14 protein-coding genes and 2 pseudogenes are annotated in these 22,444 nt (G+C 35.5%); 9 read left to right on the forward strand and 7 right to left on the reverse strand.

Translation table 11 applies throughout. The features are described 5' to 3' along the window. Nucleotides 1-10: 10 nt before the first annotated feature. From IPH11_09725 to IPH11_09745, 5 genes are all read right to left on the reverse strand, one after another. Nucleotides 11-364, reverse strand: coding sequence for a hypothetical protein (locus IPH11_09725; GenBank protein ID MBK6913921.1), 354 nt, complete (start codon nt 362-364; stop codon nt 11-13). Then, nucleotides 365-1,003, reverse strand: a complete 639-nt coding sequence (locus IPH11_09730) for a hypothetical protein (protein MBK6913922.1) — start codon at nt 1,001-1,003, stop codon at nt 365-367. Nucleotides 1,004-1,020: 17 nt separating this feature from the next. Then, nucleotides 1,021-1,752, reverse strand: a complete 732-nt coding sequence (locus IPH11_09735; GenBank protein ID MBK6913923.1) for an esterase family protein — start codon at nt 1,750-1,752, stop codon at nt 1,021-1,023. A gap of 89 nt (nt 1,753-1,841) precedes the next feature. Continuing rightward, nucleotides 1,842-6,623, reverse strand: coding sequence for a GNAT family N-acetyltransferase (locus tag IPH11_09740; protein ID MBK6913924.1), 4,782 nt, complete (start codon nt 6,621-6,623; stop codon nt 1,842-1,844). Between the two features lie 240 nt (nt 6,624-6,863). Further along, nucleotides 6,864-7,328 (reverse strand): 8-oxo-dGTP diphosphatase, encoded by a 465-nt coding sequence (locus IPH11_09745; protein ID MBK6913925.1) that lies wholly within the window; start codon nt 7,326-7,328, stop codon nt 6,864-6,866. 197 nt (nt 7,329-7,525) lie between these two features. Here IPH11_09745 and IPH11_09750 point away from each other — a divergent pair, with 197 nt between their 5' ends. Then, a complete protein-coding gene (locus IPH11_09750; GenBank protein ID MBK6913926.1) occupies nt 7,526-7,843 on the forward strand; it encodes a hypothetical protein in 318 nt (105 codons plus the stop codon). A gap of 48 nt (nt 7,844-7,891) precedes the next feature. On the opposite strand, the gene rfaD is transcribed toward IPH11_09750, so the two are convergent. After that, complete coding sequence (gene rfaD, locus IPH11_09755; protein MBK6913927.1) at nt 7,892-8,866, reverse strand: ADP-glyceromanno-heptose 6-epimerase; 975 nt, start codon at nt 8,864-8,866, stop codon at nt 7,892-7,894. A gap of 91 nt (nt 8,867-8,957) precedes the next feature. Between rfaD and metH the strand changes: the two are divergent. Then, nucleotides 8,958-13,102 (forward strand): annotated as a pseudogene (gene metH, locus IPH11_09760) (methionine synthase). Between the two features lie 35 nt (nt 13,103-13,137). Here metH and IPH11_09765 read toward each other — a convergent pair. After that, nucleotides 13,138-13,806 (reverse strand): nitroreductase family protein, encoded by a 669-nt coding sequence (locus tag IPH11_09765; GenBank protein MBK6913928.1) that lies wholly within the window; start codon nt 13,804-13,806, stop codon nt 13,138-13,140. A gap of 187 nt (nt 13,807-13,993) precedes the next feature. On the opposite strand from IPH11_09765, the gene IPH11_09770 reads away from it, so the two are divergent. The 7 genes and pseudogenes from IPH11_09770 to IPH11_09800 form a co-directional block, all read left to right on the forward strand. Then, nucleotides 13,994-14,347, forward strand: coding sequence for a hypothetical protein (locus IPH11_09770; GenBank protein ID MBK6913929.1), 354 nt, complete (start codon nt 13,994-13,996; stop codon nt 14,345-14,347). Continuing rightward, entirely contained in the window at nt 14,347-14,670 is a 324-nt protein-coding gene (locus IPH11_09775; GenBank protein MBK6913930.1) for a hypothetical protein, read from the forward strand. Before IPH11_09770 ends, IPH11_09775 begins: the two co-directional genes overlap by 1 nt. Continuing rightward, nucleotides 14,588-16,801, forward strand: a complete 2,214-nt coding sequence (locus IPH11_09780; protein ID MBK6913931.1) for a S8 family serine peptidase — start codon at nt 14,588-14,590, stop codon at nt 16,799-16,801. Before IPH11_09775 ends, IPH11_09780 begins: the two co-directional genes overlap by 83 nt. Nucleotides 16,802-16,816: 15 nt before the next feature. Then, nucleotides 16,817-18,802 carry an oligopeptide transporter, OPT family gene (locus IPH11_09785; protein ID MBK6913932.1) on the forward strand — a complete coding sequence of 662 codons (1,986 nt, stop codon included), beginning with the start codon at nt 16,817-16,819 and terminating at the stop codon, nt 18,800-18,802. A gap of 547 nt (nt 18,803-19,349) precedes the next feature. Further along, a pseudogene (locus IPH11_09790) lies at nt 19,350-21,106 on the forward strand (T9SS type A sorting domain-containing protein). A 44-nt stretch (nt 21,107-21,150) separates the two neighbouring features. Then, on the forward strand, nt 21,151-21,603 hold the full coding sequence (locus tag IPH11_09795; GenBank protein MBK6913933.1) for a hypothetical protein: 453 nt from the start codon (nt 21,151-21,153) through the stop codon (nt 21,601-21,603). Nucleotides 21,604-22,024: 421 nt separating this feature from the next. Further along, nucleotides 22,025-22,444: hypothetical protein (locus tag IPH11_09800; GenBank protein MBK6913934.1), on the forward strand; the 420-nt coding region annotated here is incomplete at its 3' end.

A 22,444-nucleotide genomic window follows, 5' to 3' on the forward strand; every position in this document is an offset into this window, starting at 1 on the left:
AGGGGTGGAGTTATTCATTAATTTCTTTAATTACCCCACCTTTGTATTTATTCCTAAGATTTATTTTTTGAATTTGTCTTTCAATTATCAAATCCGCTAATTTAGACGGAATATGTTCGCGGTTATCACCCGAAAATAGTTTGCTCAATTTTTCTTCATTGACATCAATTCTGTAAAGCGTATTTACTAATAGTTCAAAATTGTGATCAATAAGATAGGCTAATCTTTCTGTAAGATACTTTTTAAATTCATCTTTTGATCGTGTTTCTAAAAAAGGGACAAGAGAATTCGTTCCGTCCTTTGCAAATTCATTTGCTATAGATTTTGAAACATCGTTTAAATTAATATTTATCTGCTCGTCCATTTAGCATTCTTCTTCTTTAAATTCATTTAAGTGAATTTTATTTCTAAGAAACAAAGTTAAATTATAACAGGCATAGACATAAAATGGTGCCGCAACACTATCAATTGTGTAATGAACATGCTGTGCAAGGATAAAAAATGCTACAAGGATGGTGGATAGTATAAATATAACTTTTAATTTTTTATTCGGTGAAACCATCGCAAGCAGAAGCATTGTTGCAGTATGTCCGGAAAAGAAAAGATCTTTAGTTAAGATTTCCCCCGTCCCAAATATTTGAACAAAGGGATCATTTAAAACTATAATATCTGCTGGCGGGTTTAGCGGAAGTAGATACATACTTAGAATTCTTGAAGTGATAGTTAAAACAAAAACTTGAAAAGTAAAAACCATCCTTGCCGGATGCTTCATTAGAAAGGCAACAGCAATAATTAAAGAAATATAAATAAACACAAAAGTAAACCAAGTTAGATCAACGGGAACAAAAAGACGAAGTAAAGGATCATCCAGGACAGTTCCGTTTCTTGATTCGGCATATTGAAGAAAGTTTGTTAATGATAAAAGTGAGATAGTTAGAAATATTATAGTTAGGAAAAATTCAATCTTATTTTTTCTAACCGATAGATATTCTTTCCAGTTCATTCCATTAAACAGAAGCATTAAACGTTTATATGACTAAGAAAATGAGGAAGCATTTTTCGCCAGGTAGGCCAATCATGCGGCATATCATAACCCCACAAATCAAGCCAATGCTTAATTCCTTTTGAGTTAAGTATGTTCGATAAATTTTTGCTTGCATCTGGGTTTTCATAATCGCCCTGACCGGAAGCAATAATTATACTTCGGTTTCTAAGTTTTGAAAGTACATTCTCATCAGTGAGGTTTTTTAGATAATCGACAGGTGAATTGAAATAGCAATTTGTATCATAATACCCCTTCGTATAATCTTTTAAATTATAGCTTCCGCTCATAGCAATAACTCCTGCGAAAAGATCAGCTCTTCTGAAGAACATATTAGCTGCATGTAAGGCTCCAAGCGAAGCACCTGTATTTATAATTGGAACGTACCCTTTGCAATGGTTAATAATAAACGGAACAACTTCCTCTTCTACATATTTATTGTATTGCTGATGACGAATTGCTTTATGCTCAGGATGCATGTTACGGTTGAGCCAGCTTTCATTATTAATACTGTTGATCGAAAATGCTTTGACCTCTCCCTTGTTAATGAAGTCCGCAATTGTATCAATGAGATTAAATCTTTCGTACTCAAGGTAATCTGCTGCTGCGGTTGGAAACATCAGCAGCGCATAACCATAATGACCGTAAACTACGATTTCCATTTCCTTGTTAAGGTTTGGGCTCCACCATTTGTGGATTTCTCTGTGCATAAAGTACTCCTTAAAAACTTATTAATTGATTTTGCTTTATCGGCAAGCTAAATAAATCTTCGTAATTAAAAAAGAAAAGCTGATAAAGTTTAGAATAATTCTTTTACCAACCCGGAATATTTTTTTTCTATCTTGAATCCGAAGCGATAAAAATATTCGGGTCTGAAAAAACCGGTAGTTACGTATTTATAATTTTCACTTTTCATTCTATTAAATAATTCATTCATTAAAGCTTCGCTGATACCTTTTCTGCGGTAACGACCTGAAACGCATATCTTCTCCATTGAAACTGTCTCTGTATCCTGTCTGCTGAAATATAATCCGCCAATAATAAACCCGCGATCTGATATTGCGGCGAGAAACTGATGTTCAGGGCGGAAGTGAACATTTATATTCGCCTCAATAAAAAGTTGATGAAGTTTTGAGATTTCCTTAGGCGAAACCGGGCTTCTAACAACAAAATTATTTCCATCAAAATCTTCAAACTTAACTACAAGATTCGCCTGTTGAACTCCATCGGCTTTGAGGTGCATTAATGCAGCAGAATCAGTTGGTTTGAGGTGGGGGTAACTTAATCGTGTCAGGAAGAATGTATCCTTTTCTGAAAGCGCATTCTGATTTTGTACTTCTGATATTTCAGATATCAATTCCTCCTTGGACAAAGATTTGCTTCGCTGCTTCTGTGATAGTCTATTCAGAGCTTCTTTTAGTTTTTGATCTGAATCTAAAAAACAAGTTTCAAGAAATAATTTCGTTCGTGTTGCAGGATAAGTTTTTTCAAGGTCGGGGAGATCGTAAGTTTCAAATATATCATAAAGAGTTTCTGCCTGTGCATTCAGCGAGGCATTCTGATTCAGCTCCATCCAGCGTAAAAATCTTTTGACTGCAAAGAATAATTGCTTGGGGATAAAACCATTCTGTTTAACATTAGATATGTATTCTTCCAAAAGTGAAATTATTGCAATGTCATATTTATTATCAATAAAAGAAGAAAGTAAATCATTAAGAATATTCAACCCGGTTTTTTCGCCAAGAGCATTAATTATTCCCGAAAAGTAAAAGTTCCAGATTTTCGTTTGATAGAGGAAGGGGTATTGAGTTTGAACAGGGATTACGAAATGATTGAAAAAATTGTCTGTTAGATCAAAAACATTAGTAAAAATATTCCGGTTGGAAAGGGAAACAAATCTCGTTCCACTTTGATAATCGTGAGGGGGAATAATAATGTTAGAAGCTTTGGGCTCGCAAAGAATTAATTTATAATTAGACAGCCGCCAAAAGTTTATATAAGCCGCTGAAGCATTCCAAACGAAAAATTGCCATAAATAATATAGTCTGGTTTCCGACTGCGGGTTATTTCTTTTTAGTTCTCTCTGTAAAAATTTTTCAACAGTATCACCGGGAATAAATTTTTGGCTCCACGTTTCGTAATCTTCCCAGTAACCGCCGAAGTCATCTACCAATTCCTGAACAAAAAATCTTGAGCCGGCAAGAATTAACCAATTAATTTCTTCCTGCACCATTTCACCCGGAAGGTTTTTATTGATCGTAACCATAATGTCAAACGAGCCGTAATATCTTGTTTGCACAGAAATACGAAACACATTTTTGACACTGAAATCATAAAGCTTGCTCACCCAGATTCCACCGGGGGGTAGATCATTTAATCCGACACGGGTTCCGCCCGAAAAAAGAAAGATAGCCTCCCGCAGCATATTTGTTTCTATAATCACTTCGCTTATCCGTGTGCGGTCGTGTATGTCCATTTCTTCTTCGAGAATAATTACTTCCGACCAGGAATATTCTTCACCCGTCTCAGGATCAACAGCAACACGCTGATTAACCCCCAGCCACTTTCTAAATCCTTCGCGCAATTGCAACTGGTATCCTGCCGCAAGTTCAGAAACTTGCGTATTGGATTTGTTCAATTTATGTTTTACAAAAAATTGCCTTAAACTCTTAAACTTTGCCGGATGATCAATTCCATAATTACACAGCAGTTCAAACAAAACAGGGATAGCAGTTTGATCAATTGAACTGTCAGCATTAAATTTAACTATTTCTTCTTCGGCTAGTTCTTCTACTTTTGCAAGGTCATCCTCGCCGCGAATAAATTTAGAACAGGCAGTAATTACATCTTTATTTAATATTGATGAATCCTCAGAGAGATATTTTTGAAAAAGAGATTTTAATTGAGCGCCTTTTAATTTTTCAACGGCTAACTTAAAGAGCTCACGACGGGCTGATAAATTGGAAGCTAAATTAGGACGAAGTAAAACATCATCAATAATTTTTTTGTACATAGTTGATTCTTCGTTTAATACGATTCTTAAATAATCAACTCCGGCTTTATTATTTGCTTCATCCTTAGATTGAATATGACGCAATGCAAGATGAATGGTTCTGAGAGTGATTTCATTAACCGATTTTGCTGATTCAAAATCTGCTTTCTCATCACTAGATAATTCATTTTTATAATCGGGAGCATAAAAGAAAATTTTATTACTCTGCTTATTTTGTCTGTAAGAACTATAAACGGAGTTACCGGAAAAATCGGTGATTGATTTGTTGCCCAGCCAAAGGATAGGGTTAACCAAAATATCCTGCAAATCAATTTGCGTTGAAGTTGTACGATAGAAGTAATCACCAATTTTTATAATTGTGTCCGTAAGATTTTTATTCAATGCGATCTCGAGAGAAATCTCCGAAATAATTATGGAATTATTTTTGATGTGGACATCACGGCTTAAACAGCCTCGCTCACGAAGAAACCAGTTTGGAATTTTAACCTCTATTTTATTGACTATGACAGAAGTAAAATCTTTTTCATACATCGAATGAATTATCCTGGAAAAGTTTTTTTCAACTATTCTTCTCTTGAATGTTCCTTTTGGTGTAAGTTCTTCGTTCGCAGCAGCAAATGGGCGATCAATTAATCTGAAATCAATTATTCTTTCGAACGGCGCCAAGAATTTATTTACAGTAACAATCAGAGTAGAAAAATATTCCTGAACTTGTTGTGAATTTAGTTTACCAAGATTAATGGTTTGTTGATCATAGTTCGGATAAATAAGAACTGTGTTGAATGGTTTGTGATCGCCAACAAGAAACACTTGCTGAACAGCCTCGAAGTCACGAAAGTAATTCTCAATTTTTTGCGGAGCGATTGTTTCGCCCTTCACATTTTTATAGATCTCTTTTTTACGGTCAATTATTTCAATAAAGCTGTCATTATCCATTTGCATCACATCGCCGGTTGGCAGCCATCCGTCAGGTAAGAAAGTCTCGCTTTGCTTTTCGCCGAAATAGCCGGTCATCACATAATCACCTTTGATCAGTAATTCACCGTCCTCACCAAGTTTAATCTCAATGCCGGGTAATGCTTTCCCAAGAGAATTGATTTTATATTTATGAGGAGGGGTCATTGTAATTCCGCCGGTTGCCTCGGTCATTCCGAATCCGCTCATTAATTCAATCCCATATTTCTGGAAGAACTGAAAAATATCTGACGGCAGAAAGCCTGCAGCCGAAAGTCCCCACCTTAATTTTCCACCGGTAAATTCATTAATTATTTCCAAAATATTTTCGTCGGATTCAGTTTCAATATTAACTTTCGAGCAGATTATTTCATAAAGTTCAATCCACTTTTTAGGAATGCTGATAAATATACTTGGCTTTACCTGTTTCATATTTGCAATCATCGTTTCAGCAGATGGGTTTTCCATAAATACATATTCCGCAGCCCAGAAAATACTGCCAAGCATTTCAAAGTATCGTCCGAATGTATGAAACAGTGGAAGGTAAGCAAGAAATATATCATCCTCCCCTATTTCAGGAATTGCGAGTGCGCGGCAAAATCTTTTATAAACAATATTCATTTGCGAAAACATAATTCCTTTCGGCTCGCCCGTTGTTCCAGAGGTAAACATTATTGTAGCGAGGTCATTAATTTCAATTCTATTTCTTCTTTCGTTCAAAAAAGATTTGTCACCTTTGTTGTAATCGAGAAATTCTTCGAAGGAAACGACCCAATCTTCGCTGCAAATGCCATTCATTAATATGGCTTTTTTAAGGAATGTTAATTCCTTCTTAACTGATTTAAATTTAAAAAGTTGTTTTTCATCTTCAATAAAAATGATGGAAGCCTGAGTTTTATTTAGAATATAAATTATATGATCGGGCACTGAGTTTGCAGGAATCATAACATTCACAATCCCGGAAGTAAGACAAGCAATATCAAGCAGTGCCATTTCGATCCCGTTCTCAAGCAAGAATGCTGCTTTTGCATTTTCTTCATTGATTGAATAAAAGTTTTGAATTAATGCAGAAGAATAGTTGTCAATCAACATCGCGCAGGACAACCATGAAAAATTTATTTCTGTATTGCCGCGAATAATTTTAAATAATGTTTTGTCAGAATAGATTTCAAGCCGCTGATGAAAGAGTCGGAATAAGTTAAAATTACTTTTATTGATCAACCCTGCTACAAGATTATTCCAGCGCTGCTCATCATAAATTTCTTGAAGAAAGGAAGAGTAGCGAAACAAATCTAAATAAGAATAGGTGAGATTTTTATATTCATGATTATCAGGTTTAAATGAAAGAGATTTTTCAAGCATTACGCCAAACAGAAAATATATTTCTTTATCAAGAGTGTTTGAAAAATCTCTGCTGAAGCCGGAAACAAGTATTAAATGAAAAATTTCATTTAGTTGAATTACTAGTTCATTGTCAATTTCATTTGTAACGCGGTTAACAACTGAATTAAGAATGGAATCAAACTGAACGGCGAGCAAGTCTAATTCATTTTTGTCGTAGGCAGTTTTACCTGCCGAAAGTTTATCACGAAATGAAACAAGTTCATTAATCATAAAAGTAATTTCCAATTATATTATCAGGTTCAAACATAAAAAAAACCCATGTTAGTTTTTATAAAGTTTGATCGGTTTATTATCTAACAAGAGATGTTGCAGTCATTCGATTAATTTAAAAACTCATCTTTTGCGAACATTTAACGCTATTCAAATTTGTACCAGCACTATCCGGGTTCAATTAAGAAAATCAAAAGTTCTTTTAATTCGTTTTATTGAATTATTCGATTTCTCTCTGCCTTAATAGAAGCTGACCTGATAATCCACAAACTTTCCATCAACATAATTAAACTTTGCACTAAAATATTTTTCTTCGTACAGCCAGGGAATAAAAATTTTATCCCCATCCCAAAGATTTATTCTTGTAAGATTATCTGTTGGTATCCATTCTAAATGCCCTTCTGGCGAGTCAATCAATTCTCCTTCAAAATCCTCTGAAGTAAACAGAAAAACGTACCAATCATCTTTGCCGTCAAACATTGGAAACGTTATGAAGCCTTTCATTTGAATTGATTTAACTTTCAATCCACTCTCCTCTTCAATTTCTCTTACTGCACATTCTTCCGGTGATTCACCCAACTCGAACTTACCACCGAGACCGTTCCATTTTCCTTCGTGATAGTCATTTGGTTTTTTGTTGCGGAATATCATTAAAGTTTTTTGATTTTTTTTATCAATTACATAACAGAGAGTTGCAAGTTTCATAAAATTTTTCCGATAATTAATGAGTTGACAATTATTTTTCATAGAGCTAAGTTTTATTTACAAAACTAAGGCAAAAAACTTAGCTAATTGTTAACATAATTTAATTTGGTGATTTAAAATATTTTCTAAATATTTGAACAGGATATTTTATCTATAATTTTTAACACGTAAAAAAAACTTTAAGGAGATTAATTAAAATGGCCGGTAAGAAAAAAGTATCGGGAAACAAAAAACCAAAGACCCGTGAAGAATTAATGGAAGAGTGCTTTGAGCTCGGAATACCGATAACTGGAGACGAAGATGAAGAAACTCTGAAATTATATCTTGACACTTCGGATGATGAGTCGGGAAATGAAAAAGATGACCTTCCGGATAACGACGATTACTATAAAGAAGATGAAGATGATGATATTTTAAAAGAAGAGCCTGATGAGGATGATTTTGGCAATGATGATTTTGACCTTGATGATGATGATGATGATTTCCTCGATGACGAAGAACCTCCATTTAATTAGTAATTTAGATTAAGAGTGAGATTATTAATATCTCACTCTTAACTTATATTAATATCCCAGGTATAATCCTTTCAATAAATAATTTTTTACATAATCACTTACACCATCCTCAAGGGTTATGGTTGATTCAGAATATCCCGCTGATCTTATTTTTGAAAGATTCGCTTCAGTAAAGTATTGATATTTCTCGCGAAGGTTTTCAGGTAAATCAATATACTCAATATTTACTGCCTTCCCGACAGCATTAAACAATGCAGTAACAAGATCATTCCAGGTTCTTGCATTTCCGGCTCCAACATTAAATATCCCATTTTTTTCGGGATGTTCAAGAAAATATATAGTCATCTCTACAGCATCTTTCACGTAAACAAAATCTCGCATCTGTTCTCCATCTTTGTAATTTGGATGGAGTGACTTAAATAATTTCACTTTTCCAATATCTCTAACTTGCTCAAATGCTTTATGAACAACCGAACGCATATCACCTTTATGATATTCATTTGGTCCGTAAACATTAAAAAATTTTAAACCTGCTATCTTATCTAAAACCTTATTTTTCTTTGCCCATAAATCAAAAAGCTGTTTGGAATAACCATACATATTAAGTGGACGCAAAGTTTCAAGTTTTGATTCATCATCAACAAAACCAAGTGAACCATCACCGTAAGTTGCGGCGGAGGAAGCATAAATCAATCTGATGTTCCTTGAAAGACAATATTTTGCAAGCTCTTGAGTGTAGAGATAATTATTTGACATGAGATGGTCAGCATCTTTCTCTGTTGTTGATGAGTTTGCGCCCATATGAATTATGGCTTCAATAGGAAAGTCAACAGAGTCTTCAATAACGGATGAAATAAAATCATCTTTATGAATGAACTCCTGAAATTTCAATCCAATTAAATTTTTCCATTTATCTGTTGTGCCAAGCTCATCAACAAGAATAATGCTATCGTTTCCTAAAGTGTTAAGTCTCCACACTATTGCGCTGCCGATAAATCCTGCACCGCCTGTAACTACTATCATACTATAATCATCCTATATTTTTTAGAGAGAGCAATTTAATTATATTTGCTCAGCTTTTAAAGAATTGATAAAGAGAATAAATTAAACAATCATGCCACTAACAATTGAACAACTGAAAAAACAAATCTCCAAAAGAATTTTAGTTCTTGACGGCGCAATGGGAACAATGATTCAACGCCATAAACTTACTGAAGAACAATTTCGCGGAGAAAGATTTAAAGATCATCCCCACGACTTAAAAGGCAACAATGATATCCTTTGCATTACTCAACCTGAAATAATAAAGGGAATTCATCGCGCATATTTTGAAGCCGGTGCCGACATTGTTGAAACTAACACTTTCAACGGCACACCAATTTCACAAGCTGATTATCACACGCAGCATCTTGTTTACGAAATAAATTTTGAAGCGGCGAAGATTGCTAAAGAGGTTGCTGATGATTTTATTAAACAAAATCCTACAAGACCAAGATTTGTTGCTGGTGCACTTGGACCAACAAATAAAACACTTTCTCTTTCACCAAATGTTAATGATCCTGGTTATCGTGCTGTTACTTTTGATGAAATGGTTAAAGCATATTACGAACAAACACGCGGGCTTGTTGATGGAGGCGCCGACATACTTCTTGTCGAAACAATCTTTGATACACTTAATGCAAAAGCAGCAATTATAGCAATTCAAAAATATCTTGAAGAAAAAAAACTTGAACTTCCGCTCATGATATCGGGAACAATCGTGGATATGAGCGGAAGAACTTTATCCGGTCAAACTGTTGAGGCATTTTACATTTCTATTTCGCATGCAAAAAATCTTGTAAGTGTTGGACTTAACTGTGCGCTTGGTGCTAAACAGATGAGACCTTTTGTTGAAGATCTGTCAAACACTTCGGATAAATTTATTTCAGTCTATCCTAATGCGGGACTTCCAAACGAAATGGGAGGCTATGATGAAACTCCGCATTCAATGGCAAGCGTGCTTGAAGATTTTCTCGCGAGCGGTTTTGTAAATATTGTTGGCGGTTGCTGCGGTACAACGCCGGATCATATTAAAGCGATAGCTGAAATAGTGAAACATCACAAACCTCGTGTACCAAAACTGCAAGAACCATATTTAAGATTAAGCGGACTTGAGCCGGTTATTCTTCGTCCCGATTCTAATTTTATGAATATTGGTGAGCGTACAAATGTAACGGGATCAAAAAAGTTTGCCCGACTTATTAAAGAAAATAATTATGATGAAGCACTTTCCGTTGCACGTGATCAGGTAGAGGGCGGCGCACAAGTTCTTGATATTAATATGGATGAGGGAATGCTTGATTCTGAAGCAGCGATGACAAAATTTATAAACTTACTTGAAGCCGAACCAGATATTGCAAAGCTTCCAATTATGATTGATTCATCTAAGTGGAGTGTGATTGAAGCAGGATTAAAATGTTTACAGGGAAAAGGAATCGTCAATTCAATTTCAATGAAAGAAGGCGAGGAAGTTTTTAAAGAGCATGCAAGGAAAGTTTTAAGTTACGGTGCAGCAGTTGTTGTTATGGCATTCGATGAAAAAGGTCAGGCAGATACTTTTGAACGAAGAATTGAAATTTGTAAACGCGCTTATAAAATTCTTACAGAAGAAATTGGCTTTCCTCCTCAAGACATAATATTCGATCCAAACATACTTGCGATCGCTACGGGGATTGAAGAACACAACAATTACGCTGTTGATTATTTAGAAACAGCTAAATGGATAAAACAAAATCTTCCTTTTGTAAAAATTAGCGGTGGTGTTAGTAATCTTTCATTTTCTTTTCGTGGTAATGATGCTGTGCGCGAAGCAATGCATTCTGCTTTTCTTTATTACGCAATAAAAGCCGGAATGGATATGGGAATTGTTAATGCCGGTCAGCTTGAAGTATATGAAGAAATTCCAAAAGATCTTTTAGAAAAAGTTGAAGATGTAATTCTTAATAGAAAATCCGATGCAACTGAAAGATTAATTGAGTTTGCTGAAACGATTAAGAAAAAGATAAATCTGTTATAGATGAGAAAAAAGAGGATTGGCGGAATGCCAGCGTTGAAGAGCGATTAAAGCACGCTCTAATCAGAGGAATCGTTGATTACATGGATGAAGATACTGAAGAAGCAAGATTAAAATATGCACAACCGATCGAAGTAATTGAAGGTCCTTTAATGGCTGGCATGAGTGTGGTCGGTGATTTATTTGGCGCAGGAAAAATGTTTCTTCCGCAGGTTGTAAAAAGTGCGAGGGTTATGAAGAAGGCTGTGGCAATACTTGAGCCGTATATCAAAGAAAAAAAAGCCTCATCCCCAGCCCTTCCCCAAAGGGGAAGGGGGCAGGACAAATATGATTGGATGACTGCTGATCCATTAGTTTATGATTTGCTTAAAGAGTTTGCTAATAAGAATAAAAATAATCCCACAGAAGCAGAACAAATGCTTTGGGAATTATTAAAAGATAGAAAACTCAAAGGATTTAAATTTAGAAGACAGCATATAATCGGTAAATATATTGCAGACTTCGTTTGCATTCCTCAAAACCTGATAATTGAAATCGACGGCTTAATTCATCAATTGCCAGAGAATCAAGAATCCGTCGAAATAAGAACCCAATGGCTGGAAAGCCTTGGGTTCAGAGTAATCAGATTTACTAATGAGCAGGTATTAAATAATCCGGAAAAAGTTCTTCACGAAATGCATGATGTTTTAAAAGCCCTCTCCTTTGGAGAGGGTTTGGGTGAGGCTTCCTTAGGGAAAGATTTAGGCGGTGCTCCTGGTAAAATCTTAATGGCAACCGTAAAAGGCGATGTTCACGACATTGGTAAAAACATTGTTGGTGTTGTACTTGGATGCAACAACTACAACGTTATTGATCTTGGTGTAATGGTGCATGCTGATAAAATTTTACAAACTGCCATTGATGAAAAGGTTGATATAATTGGATTAAGCGGACTTATTACTCCATCACTTGATGAAATGGTACACGTTGCAAAAGAAATGGAGCGCCGCGGGATGAAATTGCCTTTGCTGATCGGAGGAGCAACAACTTCAAGAATACACACAGCAGTTAAGATTGACCCGAATTATAGTGGTGCTGTAATACACGTGCTTGATGCATCACGCAGCGTTCCGGTAGTATCAAATCTATTGGATGAGAATGAAGTTGGAAGAATTAAATATGTTCAATCATTTAAAAATGAATATTCAAAATTGCGAGATGAATATGCAAAACGAAAATCTGAAAAAACATTAATTAGTTTAGATAAAGCAAGAGAAAACAAATTTAGAATTGATTGGACAAAAACTCAGATCAAAAAGCCAAACATATCTGGTGTTACTGTTTTTAAAAATTTTAGTTTAGAAACTTTAAGAGAATATATAGACTGGACACCTTTTTTTACAACCTGGGAATTGAAAGGGAAATATCCTGGTATCTTCGATGACCCCAAATTTGGAAGCGAGGCAAAAAAACTTTTTGATGATGCAAATAAACTTCTTGATAAAATAATTTCTGATAATCTTCTTAAGGCAAAGGGGGTCGTTGGTTTATTCTCTGCAAACTCAGTCGGTTGTGATGACATCGAAATTTATTCTGATGAATCAAGAACAGGAGTAAAAAGAGTTTTACACACATTAAGACAGCAAGTACAAAAATCACCCGGGGAGCCAAATATTGCACTTGCGGATTTTATAGCTCCAAAAGAATCAGCCGTTGAAGATTATATTGGAATGTTTGCTGTAACTGCTGGAATCGGGATTGAAAAACTTATTGAAAAATATGAAACCGATAATGATGATTATAACAGTATAATGATTAAGGCAATTGCAGACAGATTAGCAGAAGCCTTTGCAGAACATCTCCATGAACTTGTGCGAAAAGAATACTGGGGATATGCCACTGACGAAAAATTATCTTACGAAGAACTGATCAAAGAAAATTATGATGGAATCCGACCAGCCCCCGGTTATCCGGCTCAGCCTGATCATACGGAGAAGCCAATTATTTTTTCTTTACTTGATGTTGAAAAGAATGCCGGCATAAAACTAACCGAATCAATGGCAATGTATCCAGCAGCAAGTGTTAGCGGATTATACTTTGCGCATCCGGAAGCAAAATATTTTAATGTAGGAAAGATCGGAAAAGATCAGGTACTCGATTATCATCGCCGCAAAGGAATGAGCATTGAAGAAATTGAGAAATGGCTAAGCCCGATATTGGCGTATTAAAATTATATAGTTATCTCTTTTTTTGTTGTTAAGGTTCAAAAGAAGGTAGTTATCTCGCTTAATTTTTTCCTATGAATATCCGGCACTAAAACTTTTTCTTCAGGGTAACCAACAACTATTAAAAGGTAGGGGCGCTCGTTAGAAGGTCTATCTAATATTTCATTTAGAAAATTCATCGGACTTGGTGTATGTGTTAAAGATACCAATCCGGCGTTGTGAATTGCAGCTATCAACAAACCACACGCAATGCCCACCGATTCCTGCACATAATAATTTTTTAATTTTGTTCCATCCGACAAAACTTCATATCCTTTAGCAAACACAGCAATAAGATAAGGAGCTGATTCAAGAAATGACTTGTTAGCATCTGTCCCGAACGGTTCCAAAGCAGTTAACCATTCTTTAGGTGCCCTTGTTGAATAAAATTCTCTTTCTTCTTCTTCTGCGGCAGATCTGATTTTCTTTTTTATCTCAGGATTGTTAACAACTGAAAAGTGCCATGGCTGTTTATTCGCTCCGCTGGGTGCTGTCCCTGCGGTTAAAATACAATTCTCTAAAATATCAATTGGAAAGACTTCGGAAGAAAAACTCCTTACCGTTCTTCTACGATTCATATCTTTATAAAAATTTTTTGAGCGAGCCAGCATTCGTTCTTTTGAGTATTTTCTATAGTCTTTCAATCGAATGAACTTATCTTCAGTCATTTTTTGTCCTTAATAAAAAATTATTTATTTGAATTCTCTGTCTGTTCTTGCTTAAATTTAAGTATAAAATTTTTAGCAAACTTCTATTTCAAATTTTGATATTAAAATTATCTTTATCTGCAATTTTACTAATCATATTGTGAATTTTAAAACCTAACCAAACATAAAATAATCAGGTAATTAAAAAATGAAAATTAAAAAGCTTTTTACTATAATATTTTTATTTACTGTATCAATCTTAGCACAAGAAACCGGGCAGACATTTCTTTCACTCAAAGACACTGGTGTAGAGGAATTTCTCCAGCTTCATCCCGAATATGATGGTAGGGGTACAATCATTTTTATTCTTGATACAGGTGTTGATATTGGTGTTGATGGCTTGGTTAAAACATCCGCCGGTGATGTTAAAGTAATTGATGTTCAGGATTTTACTGGCGAAGGTGATGTGTTATTGTTTGCCGCAGATATAAATGAACAGGATGGGAAAAGTTTTTTTGTGAATAAAGAAAAAACTATTCAGTTGAAGCGAACACAAGTTTAATGTTAAAAGCGGCCAACGAAAATTATTTAATCGGTGCTTTCCCGGAAAAACAATTAATCAATTCGGGATCGGGATCGGCAGACTTAAATGGAAATGGTTCTATTGAGGATGTTTACTATCTCTTAGCCTATCAAACTCAAGATGATTATTGGGTTGTTTACTTCGATTTAAACGGCAATAAAAATTTATCAGATGATAAACCATTAAGAACTTATAAAGAAAATTATGATGCTTTCACAATTGAAAATCAAAAAAGACTTCCCCCCTTTACAATGGCACTCAATATTTTTCCCGAAGAGAAAAAAAGTTTCACTGTTCTTTGATGATGGTTCTCATGGCACACACTGCTGCGGTATAGCTGCTGGCTATAACATTGGCGGTTCGACATTAAACGGAGTGGCACCCGGGGCAAATGTTATCGGATTAAAAATCGGACATAATAATTTCCCCGGCGGTGCAACTGTTACTGAAAGCATGAAGAAAGCCTATTTGTACGCTGATAAAATTTCTAAAGAACGAAAGGAACCTTGCATCGTCAGCATGAGTTTTGGAATCGGTTCTGAAATAGAAGGAAGATCCGATATGGAAATGTTTCTTGCAGATCTTTTAAAAAATAATCCCTATTTATATGTCAGCACAAGCAACGGAAATAATGGTCCGGGTCTTTCGTCAACAGGATTACCTTCATCAAGTAATTTCGTTTTTTCGTCAGGTGCCGTTTTAACTGCTGAAGTTGGGCGTGATAATTACGGAACAACATTCGATAAAAATATTATACTTTATTTTAGCTCGCGTGGAGGGGAGGTCAGCAAGCCTGATGTTGTTTCTCCCGGTGCTTGCACCTCGACTGTTCCTAACTTTTCCAGTGGCGATAAATTTTGGGGGACAAGTATGGCTTGCCCTTATTCTTCAGGAGTAATGTCGCTTTTGCTAAGTGCGGCACAAAAGGAATTCCCCGGCGTAAAAATTCCTTCACAGCTTCTATTTAAAATAATTCGTGAAGGTGCAGTAAAGCGTGAAGAATATTCTGTGTTAGATCAGGGTGCTGGTTATATCAACGTTGTGAATGCTTATTCATTATTACAAAAATATTTGAAGAATGATGAGCAAAATAAATTTGAGACATACACGATCACATCGTTTGCAACAACACAGCCGGATAATAAATCTCAAAATTTATACATTCGCGATGGTTCATATCTGACTGGTGATGAAATATTTTCTTTCACCGTCAGACGAAATAATTTTCTTAATGCAGATAAATTTTACCGCGTTTACAATTTGAAAAGCGACAGCGACTGGTTAGTTCTCGTTCAGAAAAAAACTTATATCAGAAATACTCAGCCGTCAATTGTAAATATTAAATTTGATAAAAGTAAAATGACAAAGCCCGGTGTTTACACAGCACGCATTACTGCATTCAGAGATGATGCTTCCGCCACAACTGAATTCACTATGCTTGCCACAGTAATCGTCCCGGAAGAATTTAATTCACACAACAAGTATAGTTTGAATTGGAAGAATCAAAATGTAAATATTGGAATGGTCAATAGATATTTTATAAATATTGCTGCAGGACAAAACAGCCTGCATATAAAATTAAATAGAAATAACAAAGATTACGCCCGAATCAGATATAGATTGTATGATCAAAGCGGAATTGCACAATATCTTTCCCCCACCATGTATTCAGTAAATAGTGATGAAGTCATTGAATCTTATCATTATGATTTGACTCCCGGCGTTTATGAATTAATAGCTGAAGGATTATTCAATTCGTCTGCATCAACCAATTACGATCTCTCTACTGAGCTTTTTTCAATTCAAACTTCAGGCGATGAAGTAATTTCGGAAAAACAAAATGGAATTGTTGTTTCAAACTTATTTAATGAAGTAAGAAATTATAACCTTAGCGGCGAAATGCTTGGATATAAAAAAGGCTATTCCATTGACCTGAATGGAAGCGGAACTTACAAAACACCTTTCACATTAAGGAAGGGTGAACAAAGCAAAGATTTCAATTTGATTTTGTCGAAAGAAGATTTTAATAAAGTCACTGATTTTTCAATGGTGATTTATAATGAAGAAGGAATAGCAATTTCAAAAGACGGACTATCATTCAGCACTGGCTCGGTGTCGGTTCAAAACTCACAGGATAAAGATAGTGTAAACTATGTGCTCGAAATTATTCCTGCATTTACAAATAGTTCTGGAAGTATGAGTATTAATGTTGATGAAGTTACTAACTTTGTTGAAGCAGTTTCTGTTGATGTTAAAAGCAATAAAAATAATTCTGTTACATTATTTCCTAATTCATCAAAAATAATTAATTGTAATTTCACGAAACCCGGAAATGAAATTCCAGCAGACACACAAATTTTTGGTAAAATATATTTCAAATCACCCGCAAGCGCAAAAACAGAATATGAACTTCCTGTTTATTTCACATTCTAAAAAAGGAAAAATAGTATGAGTGAACACACAACAAACCAAATTAAGGGATTGCCCGAAAATGCTTACTCCGAATTAAAGCCGGGGGAAGAATACAAGCCTCTAATGCCTGCAAATCAATCTCCGAAAGAGATAACTCCTTACTCGGTTATTTGGGGACTGCTGATGGCTGTGCTGTTTTCAGCGGCTGCAGCTTACCTTGGATTAAAAATAGGTCAGGTATTTGAAGCAGCTATACCGATTGCAATTATTGCAGTGGGACTTTCAGCCGCAACAAAACGGAAAGGCGCACTTGGTGAAAATGTAATTATTCAATCCATAGGACAAAATTCCGGTTTGATTGTAGCAGGAGCAATTTTTACTATCCCCGCCCTTTACATCCTAAAACTCGAAGCTCATTTCTATCAGATATTTCTTGCGTCTGCTTTTGGCGGAATAATAGGAATTTTATTTTTAATTCCGTTCAGGAAATATTTTGTCGCAGAAATGCACGGCAAATTTCCATTTCCAGAAGCTACTGCAACAACAGAAATTTTAGTTGCAGGTGAAAAAGGCGGCAAGCAAGCGCTGGTGCTTGTTGTCAGCGGTTTGATAGGAGGAGTTTATGATTTTATAATTGCAACATTTGGTTGGTGGAGTGAGACTTTTACCACAAGGGTTGTGGGTTTTGGTGAAGTGCTTGCTGATAAATTCAAACTTGTGTTTAGATTGAATGTTGGTGCAGCCGTGATGGGATTGGGCTACATAGTTGGTCTAAAATATTCTGCGATAATTGCTGCCGGCTCTTTCCTTTCGTGGTATCTGATTGTTCCTGTTGTTTCATATATTGGCGGAGGATTGACCGAGCCATTCGGGACGGGTGCAACAAAATTAATTTCTGCAATGAGTGCGGAAGAAATTTTCAGACAATACGTACGGCACGTTGGTATCGGCGGAATTGCAATGGCTGGCATCATCGGAATTATTCGCTCTTCAAAAATTATTAAGGGAGCAATTTCATTAGGCTTCAAAGAAATCTTTGAAAAGAAATCTTCTGCAAATGAAAACCTTCGTACGCAGCGTGATCTTCCAATGAAGATAATTGTTGTTGGAATAGTTGCTACGGCAATTTTGCTGTTTGTATTCTTCCAGGTTGGTGTTGTAAATAATCTTGGGTGGGCGTTAACAGGTTTGATCATTGTTATGATAATCTCATTTTTATTTACAACCGTCGCCGCCAACGCAATTGCAATTGTTGGAACAAATCCTGTAAGCGGAATGACATTGATGACACTTATCCTTTCATCAATTGTTTTAACATCCGTGGGATTAAAGGGTGAAGCCGGAATGGTTGCAGCCTTGATTATCGGTGGTGTTGTTTGCACTGCACTTTCAATGGCTGGTGGATTTATCACAGATCTAAAAATTGGTTACTGGCTTGGCTCAACTCCGCAGAAACAAGAAAGTTGGAAATTTCTCGGCGTACTTGTTTCTGCAGTAACAGTCGGATTTGTAATTAAGATATTGAATGAAACATACGGCTTTGTTGGTGACAATGCCCTTGTTGCACCGCAGGCAAACGCAATGGCAGCAGTTATTCAGCCCTTGATGGATCAGCAGCCGGCGCCCTGGATTTTATATATCGTTGGTTCAATTCTCGCACTTGTTCTAACAATGATCGGAGTTCCTGCACTTGCATTTGCGCTTGGAATGTACATCCCCCTTGAATTAAACACACCCCTTTTAATTGGCGGATTGATTGCTCACTATGTTTCCACAAGAAGCAAGAATGAAAAAATAAATACCGCAAGAAGAGAACGCGGAACTTTGATAGCCTCAGGATTTATTGCAGGCGGTGCGCTGATGGGAGTTATCAGTGCGTTCCTGCGATACCTTGGTTATAATTGGGTTAATCCCGAATGGTTTGAATCTCATTCAGCGGAGTTGATTGCGTTTGTAATGTTCGCATTGCTTTGCTCTTATATGATTTGGGATTCTATGCGAGGGAAACCGGAAGAAGATTAATTTGCAAGCAGGATAGGCAATTTAAAATGGTGCGTTGATTTATTTCAGCGCACCATTTTTATTTTGAGAAACTTCTGAATTATTCCTTTTGTCATTGCCGTTGCAGGTATTTGTTAACGATTAGAATAACAAACATCTCATCTCGATTGTCACCCTGAGCGTGCCTGTGGCTCTGCCATCGAAGGGTGGCAGAGGGAATTGTGTATTTTATTTTTGTTGTTGGATTAAATGGATTGGGATAACTCCAACTTAACCCAAATCCATTTGGCTGATTGAAAATTACTTTTACTGTTTTGGAATATTTGAAAGTTAAAAATATTTTGGCACGATATTTATCTCTCTCTGCATTGCGAGGAAAGATGAGCCGGATGTTAGTAATTATTGCTCTTCTTTATTTGCTGTATGAAACAAAAAAGGATTTCATACAACTACCTACTAATACAATCTTATCTTCATTCATACAATTTTATTTCCCAACCGGTTTTACATAGCTTAAGAAATTCTAATTTCTTTCCCTAAATTTTATTTTGATATAAAGGTAATTATGATGAAAAAAATATTAGTGTGTTGTCTGTTGTTAGTTGCAAGTAGTTTTTCTATTGCACAAAGTAAGTATGAAACTAAAGAAGAAAAACTACAGCAATTAAAAACCCGAGAAGATATAAAAGTAACTGAAGTTGAGAAAGACTTATTGAAACTTGAATACCCAAACGGTAAAGTAGTAATTAAAAATATAATCCGACTACCAACTACCCACCAACAACTTACAACAAACTTACTCCCCAACCTACGACAGCACAGTAATAGACTTAACAACAATAGACACAACTCTTTATTACCAGAAGTACAGCTTTTGGCAAGAGGTACCTATTCACAATTCGGATTTTGACTACCTGAGAATTGGCGATGTTAATAAAAATGGTAAACCAGAACTTTACGGTACAAGAAAATTTTTTCCAATCTGATTTTGAACCTATTACGGTATATGAATTGAATAATTCTGAAATCTTTGAAGATGTTTTTCAGTATGATTCTGTTTTTATAGCACGAAGTATACACGATGTAGATCTGGATGGAAGAGAAGAAGTTCTGTTAACGTTGCCACCTCTATTTGGGATAGGTAATCAACAAAGATTTTTCTCTAAAGAGAATGATACTTCATTAGCAACACAACTAAATTTCATTCTTGATTATGAGTCATATCAGCTTGACGATATTACTTTAGGTGATTTTGATGGTGATAGCTATACTGATATGTTGTTTGACCATTCAGGATACCCCGATTTTCATATCCTCGAATATAATCCCGTTACTAATAACTTCGATTCTGTTTATCGCTTTGATGTGTCTGAACCAGCTCCTTGGGGTATAGGTGGTTATTCAGTCGGTGACTTTGACCTTGGTGGAAAAACTGATCTGGTTTTTGGGACAATGAGAGGAAACGTATTTGTTATCGAGAACCAAACAAATAATCAGTACACAAATTCCTGGCAGGGAATTATAGATAGCTATCACGCTTATGTTCATACCTTCAGCAATGATATTGATAAAAATGGCAAACCAGAGTTTTGGGTGCTTGGTGACGCTTACTATAACGGAATAGGAACTACACGAATTACCATCTTTGAAACAAACGGGGATAACAGTTACTATGTTGTAGGAAGGGTTGATCTTATTGGCGTATTTTCATTTTATGCCGGCACTATGCAGGCTGTTGATGTTGATAATGACAGTACTGAAGAAATTGCTGTCTGTATTGATGGAAATTTTATTATCCTAAAGTTTAACGGAAGTAAAAACTATCAAACTTATGAGGTTTATTACATAAAGCAGAATGAATTAGCTAATGATACTGTAGGTAGCAATTATTATGGTGCAGTAATAGCTGATTTATTAAATGATGGGAAAAAAGAAATTCTGATTTCAATGAATCACATATTATATCAACAGAATGTTTACCGACATATAACAAGGATATATAAACCTGATTCAACAACAAGCGTTAATTCTGATCAGATATTACCTGTTGAAACAGACTTGTATCAAAACTATCCAAGTCCATTCAATCCTTCAACTAATATTAAATTCAGAATAAGCAAAACGGGCAATGTTTCTATAAAAATATATAATGTTTTAGGGAAAGAAATAAAACAATTATTGCAAGAAAATCTTCCATCCTGCGTACATAATATTCAATGGAATGGGAAAGATAATGAAGGTAATTCGCTTCCGGGAGGAGTTTACTTTATTCAAATGATAGCAGGCAGCTATCAAAAAACTATTAAAACTATTTTATTAAAATAAGCTCCGGTTAAAAAAACCGGACATAATTTAAGAGGTCAATTACAATGAAAAAATTTTTTTTATTAATTCTTATTCTTGCCTCAAACTTATTTGGGCAAGAATGGAACGATATAGTAACAACTTCAATTGAGGAACCTGATAGGACTGATATATTTACTAATTCTTCAGGTATTCATATACTTATAAAAAATCCAAGCAGTACAAATATTGTTTATTATAATCTTAACTCTGCAGGTGAAATAGATGAAGATAAAACCGAAACTCTGGAAACCAGTGGATATTTTCCAAATATCATCGGCTCTAACGATAAGATATATGCTATTTATAAAACAATTGATAATAATAATGATGATGTCATCCGTGTAAAATATTCTACAGATAACGGCAGCAATTGGTTGACTAATATTGTCGATAAACCAACAACTGCAAACTATTGTAATGGTGTTGATGCCGTTTATGATTTGGGAAATGGTGTTCATCTTGTTTGGGCTACATAAGATGGTGGTGCTTCCGGTTATGAAACTTATTACTATCGCCTAAACACATTTGATCAGTGGGTAAATCCCAAAACCGTAACGGATTATAGTACAGCACAAACCGGTGGCAATCCATCTGTCACAGTTTCACCAAACCGTGTGCACGTAAGCTTTAACACAGATGCAACAACTACTTTGACTGGGTCCGGGGATGTAAAAACAAGAGATAAATTTAATGGTAACTGGGAAACTCCGCAGTCAGTTATTACATATCCATCAGAGCAACAATCTCTAGATGAAAGGTTATTAGTTAGAGGGGACTATCTATATCTATTTTATAATCGAGAACACCTGGGCTTATCCAAATGATTTAGTTTATAAAACAAGACTTGTTGGCGGTACAAGTTGGTCAGATTTTCCACCGCTTGAATCAGAAACATTATTGCAATATGAAGATACTTTTGAAATTACAAAGACTACTAATGATTATATTCACATAGTATATAAAAAGTTCATTCAGGGTCAAGGTTGGCTAAACACGTATAAATGTTTTAACGGCACAAGTTGGAGCGACCCGGATTATTTTGATGGTAATTCAGTACCTCTGAGACAAATAGGTTTAAGTAGTGTATCTAATGATCTATTTTGTACCTGGGTTAAATTAAGTACACCGTATTTGCGTTTTAGACAATATGATGCAATACCCCTTACACCAACGAACTTCACTGGGACAACTTATAACAATCATCCTAAATTAACTTGGTCTCTGAATAATGAACCCGATATAGCAGGTTATGAAATCTGGCGACAGATAATTCCATCTGATTATTCACTACTAACCACAGTAAATAATGCAACAAGT

It is taken from the genome of Ignavibacteriales bacterium, from assembly GCA_016709155.1.
GTDB lineage: Bacteria > Bacteroidota > Ignavibacteria > Ignavibacteriales > Ignavibacteriaceae > JADJEI01.